The following is a 15,640-nucleotide window of genomic DNA, read 5'->3' as shown; positions in this document are numbered from 1 at the left end:
AATTCAATACTCGTCGACAATCCTAAGAAATAGAATCATAAAATATATGTTCTGCCGGCAATCGCCCTCTTAAATAGTCGGAAGCACGGTTTTTAGCTTATGCGGCACGCCACCGACCTTGGTGCCGAATCCATCAAGCACGCTGTGAGCTGTCGCGTGCTTGATGTCATCGTGTCGGAAAGGTTGATTGGAAAGTCAGTCATACTCTAGTAAATCCAAGAACAAGTAGTGGCGTCAGGCGGCACTGCTCCTCAGACGGCAAGAGCCTCATAATCTGCAAGCACCTCTTCAACAGGTCCGAATGCCCGCACGCGCCCTTGCTCCATCCAGATGACTTTATTACAGGTTTTGCGAATTTCCGCGTTCGAATGTATTGCCAGCACGACTATCTCCGCGCGGCTGTGAAGGTCCTTCAAGCGTCGGTTCGCCTTTTCGATGAACGCGGCATCACCAACTCCAATCACTTCGTCCAGCAAGAGTATCTCCGCGTCGACGGCAGTCGATATCGCAAACGCAAGCCGCACGCGCATCCCACTGGAATAGGTTCGCAGCGGTAGATCGAGATAATCACCAAGATCGGAAAATTCAGCGATGGCATCCCGCTTTGCCTCGATCTCCGAACTGGTCATGCCTAACAACAATCCGCGAAGACGGATGTTCTGCAGTCCAGTGGAATTCTCATCCATTCCCAATGAAATATCCAACAAAGGAACAATCTTGCCTTTGCTTTCTATGGTTCCGGCACTAGGCGCATAAATGCCAGCCATGGTTCTTAACAGAGTGGACTTCCCAGCACCATTGCGACCAATTAGCCCAATGCGATCGCCGGCTTCCAGTCGCACATTGACACAATCCAGTGCACGCACCACGACCACGCCGTGGTTGTCTTCCGCTATTCGGTTGCGTCGTCCAAGACGCATTACCTGTTTCTTCAGCGACCGACCCTGCACATCGTAAATCGGCAGGTCGAGCGTCGCGTCCTGCAAGTGAATATAGGCTGTCATAAGAATGGAATAGCCCTATCAAACCCAAAAAGGAATGCGTTTCAGATAGCGGCCTGTCAATAGCAGTGCGCCGCTCCAACCCACAACGGCCATCCCGATAGTCAGAGCCCATGTCAAGGCAGAGGGGGCTTGCCCAATCAACGGACCACGCACCAATTCAATCAAATACGCAATCGGGTTGAAGCTGACGATCCACGAAAACCGTCGCAGCGAGTCAGGTCGATAAATAATCGGGGTGACGTAGAAAGCAACTTGGGTAAGCGCAGCCACAATTTGAGGCAAATCGCGAAAACGTGCGGAAAGCAGGCCTACCACCATGGCAATCCACGTCACATTGAGCAAATAAATTATCAACGCCGGGACGAACAAAGGCAGATCGGCCCAATTCCGGACACCGAACAGCGCGAACAAGACAACGATAATCACAATATTGTGAAGCAGGATCACAACGTTGCGCCAGACAACCTGCAGTACATAAATGAGCTTTGGCGTCGCTGCCTGGCGAATATACGCAGAACTGGCGATGTACGCACCGCTCCCTTCGTTGACGGTTTGAGCAAAAAGCGTCCACATGACTAGGCTGATACTCAGATACGGAAGATAGTCGCTCATCTTCTGACCGAACAATGTGCCATATACGAGCCCAATGGAAGCGATCATGACGCCCATGCTGATCGTCAGCCAAAATGGGCCGAATCGAGAGCGCGCATAGCGTTGACGAACTTCCAGCCAGCCTAGCAGCGTCCAAAGGCGCCAGGACGCGAGGCTGGTGCTCAGGTCCTTAAAAATCAAGTTGAACATCGTAAGCAGATCTGGAGAATAAGTAGAAGGGGGTATCTCTCAACTCGCCGCTGTCCCACAGCCGGACAAAGAGCGCACATATTCACACAATTCGCCTTCAGCCAAGCCCCTGCTAGAACCCGTCACCAAGTGCCCAATTGCACTACATTGTTTAACGAGGCTGGAACGCAGGAACAAGCAGCGAAACGCCGATGTGACATGTACAAGGAAGTCAGATCGACGCCAGATCAAGAGTGTCGATCGATTTGTCACTTATCGTTGCCATCGCCGATGCATAACCTCAATGAATCAAGCCAGTCCGGCGCACGCAATCCAAACACCTCGGCGAGCTTGTCGCAAGACATGCGGGAGTTCGACGGACGCTTGGCCGGTACAGGGTATTCTGACGCGGGAATTGCGGTGACCTTCGGCTTCGATACAAGCAACGCCTCATCAAAAATCGCTTCAGCAAACCCGGCCCAGGATGTCGCACCAGACGCGGTCAGGTGGTACACCCCTGCCTTTTCTTGCCACCACGTGGCGTCACGCTTGCTTGCCGCTGTGCCCTGCGCCACTAAATGCGCCGTCAGCGTAGCGATCGTCGAACTCCACGTCGGCGCGCCGACCTGATCGGCAACGACTCGCAGCTCCGGACGTTCTGCCCCCAGCTTCAGCATCGTGAGCAGAAAGTTCTTGCCACGGCGACCGTACACCCAACTGGTGCGCAAGATCAAATGCGCACATCCCGCGCCAGCAATTGCCTGTTCACCGGCGAGCTTGCTACGGCCGTAGACGTTTTGTGGATTGGTGGCATCTTCCTCAACGTACGGCTCAGTCTTCGTACCGTCGAACACGTAATCAGTCGAATAGTGAATCAACACCGCCCCGCTCTTCCGCGCCTCTTCCGCGAGGACGCCCGGGGCTTCGGCATTGATGCGCATCGCTGCGTCGACATCCGTCTCGGCCTTGTCGACGGAAGTATAAGCCGCCGGGTTAACGATGACCGACGGTTTCAGATCCCGTACCACATCACGGACGCGAATGAGATCCGACAGATCGAGCGCCGCGCGATCTAGCGCAACCACGCGGCCCAGCCCTTGTAGGGTGCGGGCCAGTTCGAAGCCGACCTGCCCATTGACACCGGTAACGAGAATCGTCGCTTGTTTGCTCATCTGGACCTCAGGCAAAAACCTCAGCTTCGCTCAGCCGCTTGCCTGCAGCGTCCTTAGCCGCCACGAGCGGCTCGCCTTCGATCGGCCATTCGATGCCGATCTCGGAATCATTCCATACGATGCTGCGCTCGAACTCCGGGTACCAATAGTCCGTCGTCTTATACAGAAAGTCGGCAGAGTCGCTCAGCACAACGAAGCCATGCGCGAAACCGGCAGGAACCCACAGTTGCCGTTTGTTCTCGGCCGAAAGGCGCACACCAACCCACTTGCCGAAATTCGCCGAACTCTTGCGCACATCGACGGCGACGTCGAACACTTCCCCTTCCACCACGCGCACTAGCTTGCCCTGCGCGTGATTGATCTGGTAGTGCAGCCCGCGTAGCACGCCCTTTGCCGAGCGCGAATGATTGTCCTGTACGAACACGGCACTCGCGTCGACCTGCTCTGCAAACTCGCGTCCGTTGAAGCTTTCGAAGAAGAAGCCACGCGCATCGCCGAACACCTTTGGCTCAATGATCTTGACTTCCGGAAGAGCGGTAGCGGTTACCTGGATGGCCATGCGACTTGATCCGTGAGAATGTTTTGAAGGTACTTGCCGTAGGCGTTCTTTGCGAGAGGTGCTGCGAGCTTGCGCAACTGATCCTCATCGATCCACTGCCGGCGGAACGCGATTTCCTCGGGACACGCTACCACTAGCCCCTGCCGCTTCTGTAACGTCGCAATGAACGTCGCTGCCTCGATCAACGAATCGTGCGTACCAGTATCGAGCCATGCATAACCACGGCCCATGATCTCGACATCGAGGGCACCTGCGTCCAAGTAGCGCGAGTTTACGTCCGTAATCTCAAGCTCGCCGCGCGCGGAAGGTTTGATGTCAGCGGCGATGTCGCACACCTGGTTGTCGTAGAAGTAGAGCCCCGTCACCGCGTAGTTCGAGCGCGGCTTCGCCGGCTTCTCCTCAATCGACAGTGCGCGGAACCCCTTGTCGAACTCCACCACACCGTAACGCTCGGGATCGTGCACGTGATAGGCGAACACCGTCGCGCCGGTTTCGTTCGCATTCGCCCGCTCGAGCTGCTTTGCGAGATCGTGCCCATAGAAGATGTTGTCGCCAAGAATCAACGCGGATGGATCGTTACCGACGAAGTCCTTACCGATGATGAACGCTTGCGCAAGTCCGTCCGGTGACGGCTGGACCGCATACTGTATGTTCATGCCCCACTGACTGCCGTCGCCGAGCATAGTCTCGAAGCGCGGCGTATCCTGCGGTGTCGAAATGATCAGCACATCGCGAATGCCCGCTACCATCAACGTGGACAGCGGGTAATAAATCATCGGCTTGTCGTACACCGGGAGCAGCTGTTTCGATACGACGTGAGTGATCGGATACAGCCGCGTACCCGATCCGCCCGCCAAGATAATGCCTTTACGCGCCATGGCTATACCTCACGCGCGCTGCGCATAGTTGGTCTCAACCCACTTCCGGTATTCGCCGGAAGCCACTTCGTCCGCCCACTCCTGGTTCTCGAGATACCAGCGGACCGTTTTTGCGAGGCCCGTTTCGAACGTTTCCGCCGGCTTCCAGCCAAGCTCGCGTTCGAGCTTGCGCGCATCGATCGCGTAGCGGCGATCGTGCCCCGGGCGGTCCGTCACGTATGTGATCTGGTCGCGGTAGGAGCCCACTGTCTTCGGGCGCGCTTCGTCCAGCAAGTCGCACAACGTGTGCACGACTTCGAGATTCTTCTTTTCGTTCCACCCGCCGACGTTGTACGTCTCGCCCGGCTTGCCGCGCGCCAGCACTTCGCGAATCGCGCTGCAGTGGTCGCCCACATAGAGCCAATCGCGCACATTCTGGCCGTCGCCATAGACCGGCAGCGGTTTGCCCGCCAGCGCATTGGCAATCATCAGCGGAATCAGCTTTTCAGGGAACTGGTACGGACCGTAGTTATTCGAGCAGTTGGTCGTCAGCGTCGGCAGGCCGTACGTATGGTGATATGCGCGCACCAGATGGTCAGAGCCGGCTTTGGTGGCCGAGTACGGACTGTTGGGTGCGTATGGGGTGGTCTCGGAGAACTGCGGATCCGTCGCCGAGAGCGAGCCGAATACTTCGTCAGTCGAGACGTGCAGGAAACGGAAAGCGGCCTTCTCGGCAGCACCCAGGTCGTTCCAGTAGTTGCGCGCGGCTTCGAGCAGCGTGAACGTGCCGACCACGTTGGTCTGCACAAAATCCGCCGGGCCATGGATCGAACGATCAACATGGCTCTCGGCGGCAAAATGCAGTACTGCACGTGGCTTGTGCTCTGCGAAAAGTGCGTCGAGCGCCGCTCGATCGCAGATATCGGCTCGTGCAAAGATGTGCCTCGCGTTGCCTTGCAACGACTTGAGCGTACCCAGATTGCCCGCGTACGTAAGCTTGTCGATGTTCAGGACCGCTTCATCGGAAGCGCTCAGCCAATCAAGCACAAAATTGGCGCCGATAAAACCGGCGCCGCCCGTTACCAGGATCATGGGGTTCCCTTATGAGGTCGCGGCCGGCGGCAAAATGTCTGTAAGCCGATCGCAAAAAGCGGTAAATATCTTCAGGTCTCCGCGAAACCGGTAATTTTATCCGGCCGGCTACCGCTGGGCGCGCAGATTTTCAGAGACTGCAATTATAAAGCCGCCGGGGGCAAAAACTAGACCTCTAACAACTCGAAACAGCTTGACAAAGCTTGCCGGCTTATTTAGGGCATCAAGGAAGTCTTTTCTTTTTTTTGCATCTTTAGGCAAAATCGCTTGCCCAAATGCAGAATGAATACCAAATTGCAAGCCGAACCGGCCGCGCCGCAGCTTGCCACCGGTTGTTCTCGCCCCACCCACCATGATCGAACAGACTCCTCCGCCCTTCGCTTTCGGCGATCTCCAAGGCTGCCGCCCTCCGTTTCAACGCTTGCTAAAGCGACTGTCTCCCAGCGACAACACTCCGCTCTGGTTCGCCGGTGATCTGGTTAACCGCGGCCCGGAGTCTCTCGCGACACTGCGAGATGTCGTCGAGTTCGGGGAACGCGCGGTCGCCGTTCTTGGCAACCATGACCTACACCTTCTCGCAGCTTCCGCCGGCATTCGTCGCACCAAGAACAGCGATACGCTCGACGACATCCTTGCGGCCCCCGACGCCGAGGAGTTGATCGAGTGGGTCCGCAAGCGTCCATTCGCCCATTTCGAGCACGGAATGCTCATGGTGCATGCGGGCGTTCTGCCGCAGTGGGATGTGACGCTGACGCTCGAGCTGGCCGATGAACTGCAGCGTGCGCTGCGCGCCCCGACATGGATCGAGACGCTCAAAGACCTTTATGGAAACGAGCCGCGCCGCTGGAGCCCCGATTTGAAGCGCGCGGACCGCATGCGCGTTGCATTCAACGCGTTCACGCGAATCCGCTTCTGCACGGCGGACGGCGCAATGGAGTTCGCTGCAAACGGCGGGCCGAACTCGGCGCCCGAAGGGTACTTGCCGTGGTTCGACACGCCGCAACGCCAAACTGAAAATGTCACCGTCGTGTTCGGACATTGGGCAGCGCTCGGTCTGATGCTGCGAGACAACTTGATCGGGCTTGATTCGGGTTGTGTTTGGGGCAACCGTCTGTCGGCGGTTCGTCTCGCAGCCGATCCCGCTGAGCGCACAGTCGCACAAGTCGATTGCGCGGAATGCAAGGCTTCCGGCAATTGATACCCTTCGATTGAAGATCGGCAGGAAAAATCTGCTTCTTTTCTCGAAACACGCACCGCTGTTCGGAATGATCTGACGTCTCGCCAACCCTTCCTGACACTCGCATGGCATCAATCTGACGTCCGCCAATATTCCGTAATAAAGCTTGTAACGAGTTTTACAGTTTTGCTTAAGACTCCAAATACAATTAGCCCCATATGTCACGGTCCTTAAGCTTATCTTAAGGAAGCCGAGCTGGAGAATAGTCTTGGGAACTACCGCACTGTCGCCGTCCGAGTTGCAGACCAGCGCCGCAACAAGCGACTGGAGCACCCTCGACCCCCGCGCCAATGTCGCAGTCCTACCGCGCGATCATGGCGGCGTGATTTGGCTCACTGGCATGTCGGGCGCAGGCAAATCCACGATCGCGAACGGTTTGAAAGAACGGCTGCAGACTGAACGCTGCATGACGGTCGTCTTGGATGGCGACGCGCTTCGAACGAGCCTGAACGCTGACCTCGGTTTCAGCTACAACGATCGCCTCGAAAACGTCCGGCGCACGGCCGAAGTCGCCGCGCTATTCAAGGCCGAAGGCTTCCTCGTGATCTGTTCGCTGATCTCCCCCTTGATCGTCCACCGCAAGCTGGCGCGCGACATCATCGGGGATCGCTTCTTTGAAGTTCATATCAGCAGCAGTCTTGCGTGCTGCGAGGCGCGCGATCCGAAGGGCCTCTATGCTCGCGCACGTCGGGGGGAAATCCCCGAATTCACCGGAATTTCGTCGGCATACGAAGTTCCGCCGTCACCGAATCTGGCAATCGACACCGCGGGCGAAGCCATCGCAACCTCGGTCGCCAAGCTCGAAGCATTCGTCCGCGGGAATATTCGCTTCGCATGGGCGCAACGCTAATACGGAGCCGCGTCCGAGCGTCGGACAATCCACGAACATCCCGCTTACTTGCCGAACTGCCACGAGGGCGTCGCGCCCTCAATTCAATGCCGTGAACTGACCGCCTCGTCGGTTCCATCAACATCCGTTGGCCGCTCAGCAGGCGCATTTGCGATGCGCGCCCCATCCGCAAATGGCCGTCCGACCGTCGCTTGCATTTCGGCAAGCGCACCGCCCACCGATTCCTGCGCCAGCGCAGCCAGCGAACGCCTATCCGGTCCAGCCATGATCGGCGCGCCCACATACAGATGCGCCGTCAACGGTCCACCGCGCAACAACGCGTTCAGCGAGTCGGCAAGCGACAAGTCATCGATATACGCAGGCGCCGTCGATTGACGCCCGTGCGCGTCCTCGTACATCAGGCAAATCGGCTGCACCGGACACCCCGCCGACACCGCCGCCTGAAACATATTCGCGTGAAACGGCAGTAATGCGAGCCCATCGGACGTAGTGCCCTCCGGAAACACGCACATCAGCTCACCCGCGCTCAGCCTGTCCGCGAGCTCGTGCATGATCCGCTTCGCGTCGCTGCGCTTTTCGCGCTGGATGAAGACCGTGCCGAGCTGGTGCGCGAGCCACCCCACCACGGGCCAGTTGCGGATCTCGGCCTTCGAGACGAACGGTGTCGGCCGCCATGCGTTGATCACGTAAATATCGATCCACGACACGTGATTGCCGACTACGAGCACGCCGTGATCAAGCCGCGCATCGTCGTTGTGCACAACGAGGCGCATGCCCGCGAGACGCAGCATCTTCAGCGACCACTTGCGATTCATTTCGAGCTTCTGCTCGTCGCTCGCGCGCGGAAACCGCGTGGCGACGATCCACATACCGTGCAGCAGATGCGTGACGAGCCGAAGCTTGCGAAGCGCGATATTCATCGTGAGATTCCGTGTATGCGTCAGCGCTGTTCGAACGCGACGTGTCCGGAGACGATCGTCGCTCGCACGCGTGCCGGCAGTTCGTAGCCGAGAAACGGCGTGTTATGGCCTTGGCTCTTCAGCGCGCGCGGCTCGACGCGCCAGTGCGCGCCAAGATCGAAGACGCACAGGTCGGCCACCCCACCTGCGGCGATACGTCCGGCAGGCAGTTTCAGCACGTCGGCGGGCGCGTTGGTGATCCGGCTCAATGCCTTTGCGATTGGAACGCCCGCTTCGCTTGCCCACTTCACGGTCAGCGACAGCAGCAGTTCCAGGCCTGTCGCGCCCGGCGTCGCTTCGCCGAATGGCAGCAGCTTCTCGTCGTCGTCGACCGGGGTATGGTCCGAGCAGATCGCATCGATGGTGCCGTCGACGAGGCCCGCGCGAATTGCATCGCGGTCGCGCTGACCGCGCAATGGCGGATCGAGCCGGAATTGCGCATCGAAGTAGCCGATGTCGACGTCAATCAAGTGAATATGATTCACGGCGACGTCGCACGTCACGGACAACCCTTCGGCCTTCGCTTCGCGTACGAGCGCGATGCCCGCCGCCGACGACAGATGCGACAGATGCACGCGCGCACCCGTGACACGCATCAATTCGAAAATCGTATGGAGTGCGATCGTTTCAGCCGACACCGGCACGCCCGACAAACCGAGCCGCGACGCCAACGCGCCGCTCGCCGCCACGCCGCCCTTCGCGAGATACGCGTCCAGCGGACGCAACCACACGGTATAGCCGTAGGTGCTTGCATATTGCAGCGCGCGCAGCATCACCTGCGTATCGACGATCGGATTGTCCGCCTGCGAAAAACCGATGCAGCCCGACTCGGTCAGCGCGACCATCTCGGTGATGACCTGCCCCTTGAGCCCGACCGTCAGCGCGCCAAGCGGGTACACGTGCGCCTGATTCAGATTGCGCGCACGGAACTTCAGCATTTCGACGAGGCCGGGCTCGTCGAGCACCGGGTCGGTATCCGGCGGGCAGACGAGGCTCGTCACGCCGCCTGCAAGCGCGGCGGCCATTTCGGAGACAAGCGTCGCTTTGTGCTCGTAACCGGGCTCGCGCAGACGTGCGGACAAATCGACGAAACCCGGGGCCACATAGCAGCCCTTCGCGTCGACCGTCTTCGCCGCGTTGAAGTCGGCCGGCGCCGCGCCGATCGAGACGATCTTGCCCGCGGCAATGAATACGTCCGCCTGTTTTTCGGTGCCGGACGCCGGATCGATCAGCGTGCCGCCTTGGATATGGATCTTCATGCGCTGCCTTTTTTCTGCGTTGCTTTCGCTTCAGTGCTGTTAGGTGCGGCCGCTTCAGCCGTTGTTACCCGCGACAATGCCCATCACGGCCATGCGCACGGCGATACCGAAGGTCACCTGATTCAGAATCACCGATTGCGGACCGTCAGCGACTTGCGAATCGATTTCGACGCCGCGGTTCATCGGGCCCGGGTGCATGACAATTGCATCGGGCTTCGCGAGCGCGAGGCGCTCCGGCGTCAGCCCCCAGCTCTTGAAATACTCCTGCGCCGACGGCAACAGCGCCCCGCTCATCCGTTCGTTCTGCAAGCGCAGCATGATGATCACGTCGACGTCTTTCAGCCCTTCGTCGAGGTTGTGAAAGACACGCACGCCCATCTGCTCGAGACCGCCCGGCAGCAGCGTACGCGGGCCGACCGCGCGCACTTCGGGCACGCCGAGCGTGGTCAGCGCGTGGATGTCGGAGCGCGCGACGCGCGAATGCAGGATATCGCCGACGATCGCCACGCGCAGGTTCGTGAAATCGCGCTTGTAGTGGCGGATCGTGTACATGTCGAGCAGGCCCTGAGTCGGATGCGCGTGGCGCCCGTCGCCGGCGTTGATCACGTGCACGTGCGGCGCGCAATGCTCGGCGATCAGATACGGCGCGCCGCTCGATGCGTGACGCACGACGAACATGTCGGCGTGCATCGCCGAGAGGTTGTTGATCGTGTCGAGCAGCGACTCGCCTTTGCTCGTCGACGAGGCGTTGATGTTCAAGTTGAGCACGTCCGCCGAGAGGCGTGTCGCGGCGATCTCGAACGTCGTGCGCGTGCGCGTCGAGTTCTCGAAGAACAGGTTGAACACCGATTTGCCGCGCAACAGCGGCACTTTCTTGATTTCGCGGTCCGTCACGCTGACGAACTGTTCGGCGGTATCGAGGATGTGCGTGACGATTGAGCGCGGCAAGCCCTCGATCGACAGCAGGTGCTTGAGCTCGCCGTTTTTCGTGAGCTGAGGGTTGCCCTTTAGAAAGCCGTGGCGAAAGCGCTCGCCTTGGGCGGCTTCGCCAGTGTTATCGGCCAAGCCCTGGGTGACGGTGTTCATGATGTGCCTGATTCAAACGTGTGCTTGACGTGATTCGCAAGCTGTCTGCACCAACCGGGTAAGTCGACGCAGACCGCAGAAAGACGCTGCACGGCGCCCGTCCCGCTACTTGCTGCATGAGGAATTGCGTTGCCGCGTCACTTAAGCGCGTGCTTCGGTGTGAAACGTAAGGTGTCCGTCGTCGCCGCGTGCGAGGACGAGCGTCGCATCGGCACCCACCTCGACCACGCCGCCGACGAAGCGCGCCGCCACCGGCATCTCGCGTCCGCCGCGATCGGCGAGCACCGCGAGCTCCACGGCGGCGGGACGTCCGTAGTCGTACAGCTCGTTCAAGGCCGCGCGTACGGTGCGCCCCGTGTACAGCACGTCGTCGACAAGGACGATGCGGCGATCGTTCACGTCGAACGGCAGCGACGTCGGGCTTGCCTGGATATGCAGGCCCTTCTTCGCGTAGTCATCGCGATGCAGCGCGATGTTGACGACGCCGAATTCGGCCGCGCCCAGATCTTTCGCGAGCCGCTCGACGAGCCACGCCCCGCCGCTGTAGATGCCGGCGAGCACGGGGCCATCCGCCGCGCCAAACGAAGCGCCCGGCGACGCGGGATAGGCCGCGCGGATCTGCTCGAGCAACGCGCGATAAAGCGCCTCCGCATCAATGAAGCTCATGATCGTCGGAAAGTCCGTCCAGATATTGTTGAAGGATGATGCGAGCCGCTTCGGCATCGAGCATGTCGGCGCGCGCAGCGCCCTGGCGGATATCGGCCTCAGCCTCGACCGACGAATAGCGTTCGTCGACCCAAGTCACAGGCAGATTGAAACGGCCGTTCAACTGATTGCCGAAGCGCTTCGCGAGCTGCGTCATTTCGTGCGGAGTGCCGTCCGGATGGCATGGCAGGCCGACTACGAGCGCATCCGGCTTCCACTCGCCGATCAGCTTGCCGACAGCTTCGAAGCGGTATTCGCGATTTCGATTTTGCAGAACGACGAGCGCGCGCGCATGGCGCGTGAGGGAATTGCCGATGGCGACGCCAATGCGCTTTTCACCATAGTCGAACGCAAGCAGCGTCGCCTCACGCCCGACCACTTTGTTCATGCGTGACCTGCTTCGCCGGATAGCATCGACAGCGTCACGCCCAGCAGCGCGAGCGCAGCCTCCAGGCGGTCTTCGGCGGGCACGTCGAAAACGATTTTGGGGTCTGCCTCGACGGTGAGCCAGCCGTTCTTCGAGATTTCCTCTTCGAGCTGGCCAGCGCCCCAGCCTGCATGGCCGAGCGTCAGCAGAAAGCGTTCAGGACCCTTGCCGCTCGCGACGGCTTCGAGCACGTCCTTCGACGTGGTCATCTCGAGCCCGCCGGTCACCAGCATCGACGACGTGTACGAGCTGCCCTCGACGGGCTCGTGCAGCACGAAGCCACGCTCGGTTTGCACCGGACCGCCGAAGTAAACAGGGACATGCAGGAGAGGCTCGATCTCGAGCTTGAGATCGATGCGATTGAAGAGCGATTCCAGGTCGATGTCGGTCGGCCGGTTGATGACAAGGCCGAGCGCGCCTTTCTCGCTGTGATCGCAAAGGTAGACCACAGTCCCTGAAAACGTGGGATCCGCCATGTTGGGCATGGCGATCAGGAACTGATTGGTCAAATTGATGCGATCGGTACTCTTGGGCATGGTTCGAATTTTATAGCAAAGACGAGGCGGAATGGCCGTCAAGACCGTGCGCCAGACGGCTTTTGCCTGGTTTCACGGCCCGAGGACCATGCTGCACTCTATCACGCGCTTACGCTTTGCCCACGGCCGGTCCGAAGCGGCTTGCACACGGCGCAATGACGTCGCGGTGAACCACGGCGAGAAAGCGTGGGAAAGGTTTGGAGCGGCGGGCGCGCTACGGTGCCGCGTGGGAAGCGGAAGGCCCCTCGCGGCCGCGCTCGATCGCCTGCGTCAGCGCCGCAAGCGCCTGCTGTGAATCGGGCGGCGTGACGCCGGCGGCCACGCGCAGCAGCATCGCGCGCAACGCCTCGGTTGCCCGTGAGAGCGACGCGCCGTCGGGCGCGTCTATCACCGCGCGCGAATGCACTTCGGGCACTGCGGCGCCCGCGTGCGCGCGGCGGCGCCACGCGAGGCCCAGCGCGTCGGAAAGCAGCGCCACATGACCGAGCCCGAGCGCGCACGCGGCGGCGCCGAGCCGGTACGCCGCATCGCTGGCCAGGAGCGCGCCGCCGGCATCGGCTTTCGCAGCGCTCGCGTGTTTCGACAACACATCGATCGACGCATCCGCGGTCTGCAGGAAATCCTCATACGCATTGGCGTTGACGCTCAATACGCCCAGTTCACGGGTGAGCGACACATGGCCAGTCGCCTGCTGTTCCGCCGCAGCCGCGCCGGCCTCCCACAGCGCCTCCGAAGCCTGCGTGCCGGCGACGTGCCAGTCGACGGTCAAGCCGTAGTCGTTGAGCAGCGCGACCTGGTCGGCGTCTTCCGCGGCGGCGCCATAGAGCGCGTAGTCGCGCCACAGGATCGCGAGCGACGCGCGCACAAACGAACGCGGCGCCATCGCGATGCCGCGCGCCTGGTCGGCGAGCAGCAGATTGCAACGCGCGTAGAAGCGCTTGGCGTCGGCGGCGCCCGACACGGCCCGGCCGCTCGCGCGCAACGCTTTCGAACAGCCGGCGGCCAAACGCCAGACGTCGTAGGGATCGGGGCCCGCGAGCTCGGCCATGCACGCGTCGATTTCGTCGAGCGCACTTTGCGCCGCCGAATGGCCGCGCAAGACAAAGAGCAGCGCGCCTTCGTAGCTCGCCCGCAAGAGCGCAAGCCGGTGCGCGGGCACCGCGCGCAACGTTGCCGGCGGGATCGGCCGATACGCGAGCGCGAGGTCTTCGTAAGCGACTTCGAACGCGTGCGTATGCTGCGCGAGGCGCGCACTGAGCTCGCGATAGTGATCAAACAGGGTCGCGGAACACGCGAGTTCGCGCAGATTGCGCCGCTCGATTGCCGCCTGGAAGTCGTAGAGCGCGATGCCGAAGCGCCGCGCAAAGTCGCCGCTGGCAAACGGCGACGCGAGCACAAGCGTGTCGGCAAAGCGCTGAGCCGCGTGCCAGCCGGCCTGGCGCAGCGCCGCGGCAGCGTGGATCAGCGGAGGGGTGATGTCCGTGTGCGCGCTGAATCCGCGTTGCGCGTCGATCAGCGCCGTCTCGGCCGCGCGCACCGCCGCGCCGCGCGGATTCGGCAGCGCTTCGAAACTCGCGGGAACAGCGAAACCCTGTGTCATAGGCATGCGATACGACCACTCTCGAACCGTGCCTTCGTGGCGCGGACAAGCTGGCGTGCCGTGCGGCGACGCGGTTTGACGGATACGGCCTGCGGAATCGACTCCCCAGCAGACCGCCTCGATGGTGAAACGAACAGCTGCGGCGACAATGCGAAAGGATCAGCGCTTGACGGCGGACGCGCATCACGTACACGCCCAGCCACGGCTAGCGCCGAACCGATCAGATCTGAACCATCTCGAAGTCTTCCTTGCGCGCACCGCACTCAGGACACGTCCAGTTGATCGGAACGTCTTCCCAGCGCGTGCCCGGGGCAATGCCTTCTTCGGGCAAGCCGGCTTCTTCGTCGTAAATCCAGCCGCAAATCAGGCACATCCAGCTTCTATATTCCATTCTTATGCCGCGTCGAAAAATCCGTTGATCAAAGAGCCATGATGGTACCGTTTTGCCGCCCGGCTCGCTAGCAATCCAGCCCCTAACGGGCCTGACGCGTTCAACTCAGGCGACCAGGATCAAATACGGAAAAAACGGCGCAGCGCGCAAATAAAGCCGCATAATTGAGCCACCCGCACGCTATGTGTCCGCTTAACACCGCAGGTCCATAGCGAGATCTACCCTTCTTCCACACCGTTCATGTCCAGCGAGTCCCTTCCGATCGTCCTTACCTTTGGCCTGTCCGACCCGACCGGCGGTTCCGGTCTGCAAGCCGACCTGCTGACGCTGGCGAGCATGGGCTGCCACGGCGTCACCGTGCTCACCGGCTACACAGTGCGCGATTCGGCGAGCTGCGACGAAGTCACTGGCCTCGATCCCGATACGGTCGCGACGCAAGCGCGGATGCTTCTGGAAGACATGCCGATCGCCGCGTTCAAGATCGGGGCCGCGACGCGCGCCGAGGTGGTGAGCGCGATCGCCGAAGTCGTCGCCGACTATGACGACATCCCGCTGATCCTCGCTCCCGATTTCACGCTCGACGATGAGCACGTGCTCGCAGCCGACGAGCTGCGCGAATCGATCGCCGATTTGCTCGCGCCGCAAACCACGCTGCTCGTCGCCGATCACGCCACGCTGCTCGCGCTCGCTCAACCGGACGGCGATGCCGATACGCCGACGCTCGACGCGGCGATCTCTCACCTTCTGTCGCAAGGCGCCGAATACATCTTGTCGACCGAGACCGGCACGCACCGGCTCGTCAACACGCTTTTCTCCGAAGACGGCCAATTGCGCCAGGATATGTGGGATCGCCCGGCCCATCGCATCATGGGCATCACCGACACGCTCGGAGCCGCGATCGCGGCATTGCTCGCGAATGGCCAGGAGCCGGCTGAAGCGGCACGCGAAGCGCAGGAATATCTGTATCAGGCGGCGCGCAACGCGTTCCGCCCGGGCATGGGCGCGTATCTGCCAGACCGTTTCTTCTGGGCGCGCAACGACGAGGATGAGGAAACGCCACCTGCCAGCGAGCCTGATGCGCCGCCGGGCGAAGCTCGGCATTGAGCGAACGCGCGCTTAACGTACA

The 15,640-nt window shown here is 60.9% G+C and carries 18 protein-coding genes; 3 read left to right on the top strand and 15 right to left on the bottom strand.

Translation table 11 applies throughout. From position 1 onward, the window contains the following. Positions 1 to 251: 251 nt before the first annotated feature. The 7 genes from AAHK20_RS08505 to AAHK20_RS08475 all read right to left on the bottom strand — a co-directional run bounded on the left by AAHK20_RS08505 (position 252) and on the right by AAHK20_RS08475 (position 5,818). On the bottom strand, positions 252 to 1,004 hold the full coding sequence (locus tag AAHK20_RS08505) for an ABC transporter ATP-binding protein (RefSeq protein ID WP_449181023.1): 753 nt from the start codon (positions 1,002 to 1,004) through the stop codon (positions 252 to 254). Positions 1,005 to 1,022: 18 nt separating this feature from the next. Beyond that, entirely contained in the window at positions 1,023 to 1,805 is a 783-nt protein-coding gene (locus AAHK20_RS08500) for an ABC transporter permease (protein WP_449181022.1), read from the bottom strand. A gap of 248 nt (positions 1,806 to 2,053) precedes the next feature. Further along, positions 2,054 to 2,956 (bottom strand): dTDP-4-dehydrorhamnose reductase, encoded by a 903-nt coding sequence (rfbD, locus tag AAHK20_RS08495; protein WP_449181021.1) that lies wholly within the window; start codon positions 2,954 to 2,956, stop codon positions 2,054 to 2,056. Between the two features lie 7 nt (positions 2,957 to 2,963). Further along, positions 2,964 to 3,515, bottom strand: a complete 552-nt coding sequence (gene rfbC, locus AAHK20_RS08490) for a dTDP-4-dehydrorhamnose 3,5-epimerase (protein WP_449181020.1) — start codon at positions 3,513 to 3,515, stop codon at positions 2,964 to 2,966. Next, a complete protein-coding gene (gene rfbA / locus AAHK20_RS08485; protein ID WP_449181019.1) occupies positions 3,500 to 4,393 on the bottom strand; it encodes a glucose-1-phosphate thymidylyltransferase RfbA in 894 nt (297 codons plus the stop codon). Before rfbA ends, rfbC begins: the two co-directional genes overlap by 16 nt. Positions 4,394 to 4,402: 9 nt before the next feature. Continuing rightward, positions 4,403 to 5,464, bottom strand: a complete 1,062-nt coding sequence (rfbB, locus tag AAHK20_RS08480) for a dTDP-glucose 4,6-dehydratase (RefSeq protein WP_449181018.1) — start codon at positions 5,462 to 5,464, stop codon at positions 4,403 to 4,405. A 108-nt stretch (positions 5,465 to 5,572) separates the two neighbouring features. Next, positions 5,573 to 5,818, bottom strand: a complete 246-nt coding sequence (locus tag AAHK20_RS08475; protein ID WP_449181017.1) for a hypothetical protein — start codon at positions 5,816 to 5,818, stop codon at positions 5,573 to 5,575. On the opposite strand from AAHK20_RS08475, the gene AAHK20_RS08470 reads away from it, so the two are divergent. Continuing rightward, complete coding sequence (locus AAHK20_RS08470; RefSeq protein WP_449181016.1) at positions 5,817 to 6,662, top strand: symmetrical bis(5'-nucleosyl)-tetraphosphatase; 846 nt, start codon at positions 5,817 to 5,819, stop codon at positions 6,660 to 6,662. The genes AAHK20_RS08475 and AAHK20_RS08470 overlap by 2 nt on opposite strands. 277 nt (positions 6,663 to 6,939) lie before the next feature. Further along, on the top strand, positions 6,940 to 7,551 hold the full coding sequence (gene cysC, locus AAHK20_RS08465) for an adenylyl-sulfate kinase (protein WP_449181015.1): 612 nt from the start codon (positions 6,940 to 6,942) through the stop codon (positions 7,549 to 7,551). 83 nt (positions 7,552 to 7,634) lie between these two features. Here the strand turns inward: cysC and AAHK20_RS08460 are convergent, their stop codons facing one another. The 8 genes from AAHK20_RS08460 to AAHK20_RS08425 all read right to left on the bottom strand — a co-directional run bounded on the left by AAHK20_RS08460 (position 7,635) and on the right by AAHK20_RS08425 (position 14,514). Continuing rightward, positions 7,635 to 8,471, bottom strand: a complete 837-nt coding sequence (locus AAHK20_RS08460) for a lysophospholipid acyltransferase family protein (RefSeq protein WP_449181014.1) — start codon at positions 8,469 to 8,471, stop codon at positions 7,635 to 7,637. Positions 8,472 to 8,491: 20 nt separating this feature from the next. After that, complete coding sequence (locus AAHK20_RS08455; RefSeq protein WP_449181013.1) at positions 8,492 to 9,769, bottom strand: dihydroorotase; 1,278 nt, start codon at positions 9,767 to 9,769, stop codon at positions 8,492 to 8,494. A gap of 54 nt (positions 9,770 to 9,823) precedes the next feature. Further along, positions 9,824 to 10,855, bottom strand: coding sequence for an aspartate carbamoyltransferase catalytic subunit (locus tag AAHK20_RS08450; protein ID WP_449181012.1), 1,032 nt, complete (start codon positions 10,853 to 10,855; stop codon positions 9,824 to 9,826). A 141-nt stretch (positions 10,856 to 10,996) separates the two neighbouring features. Further along, complete coding sequence (gene pyrR / locus AAHK20_RS08445; protein ID WP_449181011.1) at positions 10,997 to 11,521, bottom strand: bifunctional pyr operon transcriptional regulator/uracil phosphoribosyltransferase PyrR; 525 nt, start codon at positions 11,519 to 11,521, stop codon at positions 10,997 to 10,999. Further along, positions 11,508 to 11,948, bottom strand: a complete 441-nt coding sequence (gene ruvX, locus AAHK20_RS08440; RefSeq protein ID WP_449181010.1) for a Holliday junction resolvase RuvX — start codon at positions 11,946 to 11,948, stop codon at positions 11,508 to 11,510. Before ruvX ends, pyrR begins: the two co-directional genes overlap by 14 nt. Next, positions 11,945 to 12,523, bottom strand: coding sequence for a YqgE/AlgH family protein (locus AAHK20_RS08435; RefSeq protein WP_449181009.1), 579 nt, complete (start codon positions 12,521 to 12,523; stop codon positions 11,945 to 11,947). The genes ruvX and AAHK20_RS08435 overlap by 4 nt, the downstream gene beginning before the upstream one ends. A 214-nt stretch (positions 12,524 to 12,737) precedes the next feature. Further along, entirely contained in the window at positions 12,738 to 14,123 is a 1,386-nt protein-coding gene (locus AAHK20_RS08430; protein WP_449181338.1) for a hypothetical protein, read from the bottom strand. A 220-nt stretch (positions 14,124 to 14,343) separates the two neighbouring features. After that, positions 14,344 to 14,514 (bottom strand): rubredoxin, encoded by a 171-nt coding sequence (locus AAHK20_RS08425; RefSeq protein ID WP_025527884.1) that lies wholly within the window; start codon positions 14,512 to 14,514, stop codon positions 14,344 to 14,346. A gap of 240 nt (positions 14,515 to 14,754) precedes the next feature. Between AAHK20_RS08425 and AAHK20_RS08420 the strand changes: the two genes are divergently transcribed. Further along, positions 14,755 to 15,618, top strand: coding sequence for a hydroxymethylpyrimidine/phosphomethylpyrimidine kinase (locus AAHK20_RS08420; protein ID WP_449181008.1), 864 nt, complete (start codon positions 14,755 to 14,757; stop codon positions 15,616 to 15,618). Positions 15,619 to 15,640 lie beyond the last annotated feature (22 nt).

The organism is Trinickia camelliae (assembly GCF_053525655.1).
Note: the sequence above shows the minus strand (reverse complement) of the source record. Positions and strands in the feature narration are given on the sequence as shown.

Excerpts from the sequence above, each read along its gene's own strand:
- AAHK20_RS08505 (WP_449181023.1), bottom strand. The coding sequence starts at position 1,004 with ATGACAGCCTATATTCACTTGCAGGACGCGACGCTCGACCTGCCGATT.
- AAHK20_RS08500 (WP_449181022.1), bottom strand. The coding sequence starts at position 1,805 with ATGTTCAACTTGATTTTTAAGGACCTGAGCACCAGCCTCGCGTCCTGG.
- rfbD (WP_449181021.1), bottom strand. The coding sequence starts at position 2,956 with ATGAGCAAACAAGCGACGATTCTCGTTACCGGTGTCAATGGGCAGGTC.
- rfbC (WP_449181020.1), bottom strand. The coding sequence starts at position 3,515 with ATGGCCATCCAGGTAACCGCTACCGCTCTTCCGGAAGTCAAGATCATT.
- rfbA (WP_449181019.1), bottom strand. The coding sequence starts at position 4,393 with ATGGCGCGTAAAGGCATTATCTTGGCGGGCGGATCGGGTACGCGGCTG.
- rfbB (WP_449181018.1), bottom strand. The coding sequence starts at position 5,464 with ATGATCCTGGTAACGGGCGGCGCCGGTTTTATCGGCGCCAATTTTGTG.
- AAHK20_RS08470 (WP_449181016.1), top strand. The coding sequence starts at position 5,817 with ATGATCGAACAGACTCCTCCGCCCTTCGCTTTCGGCGATCTCCAAGGC.
- AAHK20_RS08475 (WP_449181017.1), bottom strand. The coding sequence starts at position 5,818 with ATGGTGGGTGGGGCGAGAACAACCGGTGGCAAGCTGCGGCGCGGCCGG.
- AAHK20_RS08460 (WP_449181014.1), bottom strand. The coding sequence starts at position 8,471 with ATGAATATCGCGCTTCGCAAGCTTCGGCTCGTCACGCATCTGCTGCAC.
- AAHK20_RS08455 (WP_449181013.1), bottom strand. The coding sequence starts at position 9,769 with ATGAAGATCCATATCCAAGGCGGCACGCTGATCGATCCGGCGTCCGGC.
- AAHK20_RS08450 (WP_449181012.1), bottom strand. The coding sequence starts at position 10,855 with ATGAACACCGTCACCCAGGGCTTGGCCGATAACACTGGCGAAGCCGCC.
- pyrR (WP_449181011.1), bottom strand. The coding sequence starts at position 11,521 with ATGAGCTTCATTGATGCGGAGGCGCTTTATCGCGCGTTGCTCGAGCAG.
- ruvX (WP_449181010.1), bottom strand. The coding sequence starts at position 11,948 with ATGAACAAAGTGGTCGGGCGTGAGGCGACGCTGCTTGCGTTCGACTAT.
- AAHK20_RS08435 (WP_449181009.1), bottom strand. The coding sequence starts at position 12,523 with ATGCCCAAGAGTACCGATCGCATCAATTTGACCAATCAGTTCCTGATC.
- AAHK20_RS08430 (WP_449181338.1), bottom strand. The coding sequence starts at position 14,123 with ATGACACAGGGTTTCGCTGTTCCCGCGAGTTTCGAAGCGCTGCCGAAT.
- AAHK20_RS08425 (WP_025527884.1), bottom strand. The coding sequence starts at position 14,514 with ATGGAATATAGAAGCTGGATGTGCCTGATTTGCGGCTGGATTTACGAC.
- AAHK20_RS08420 (WP_449181008.1), top strand. The coding sequence starts at position 14,755 with ATGTCCAGCGAGTCCCTTCCGATCGTCCTTACCTTTGGCCTGTCCGAC.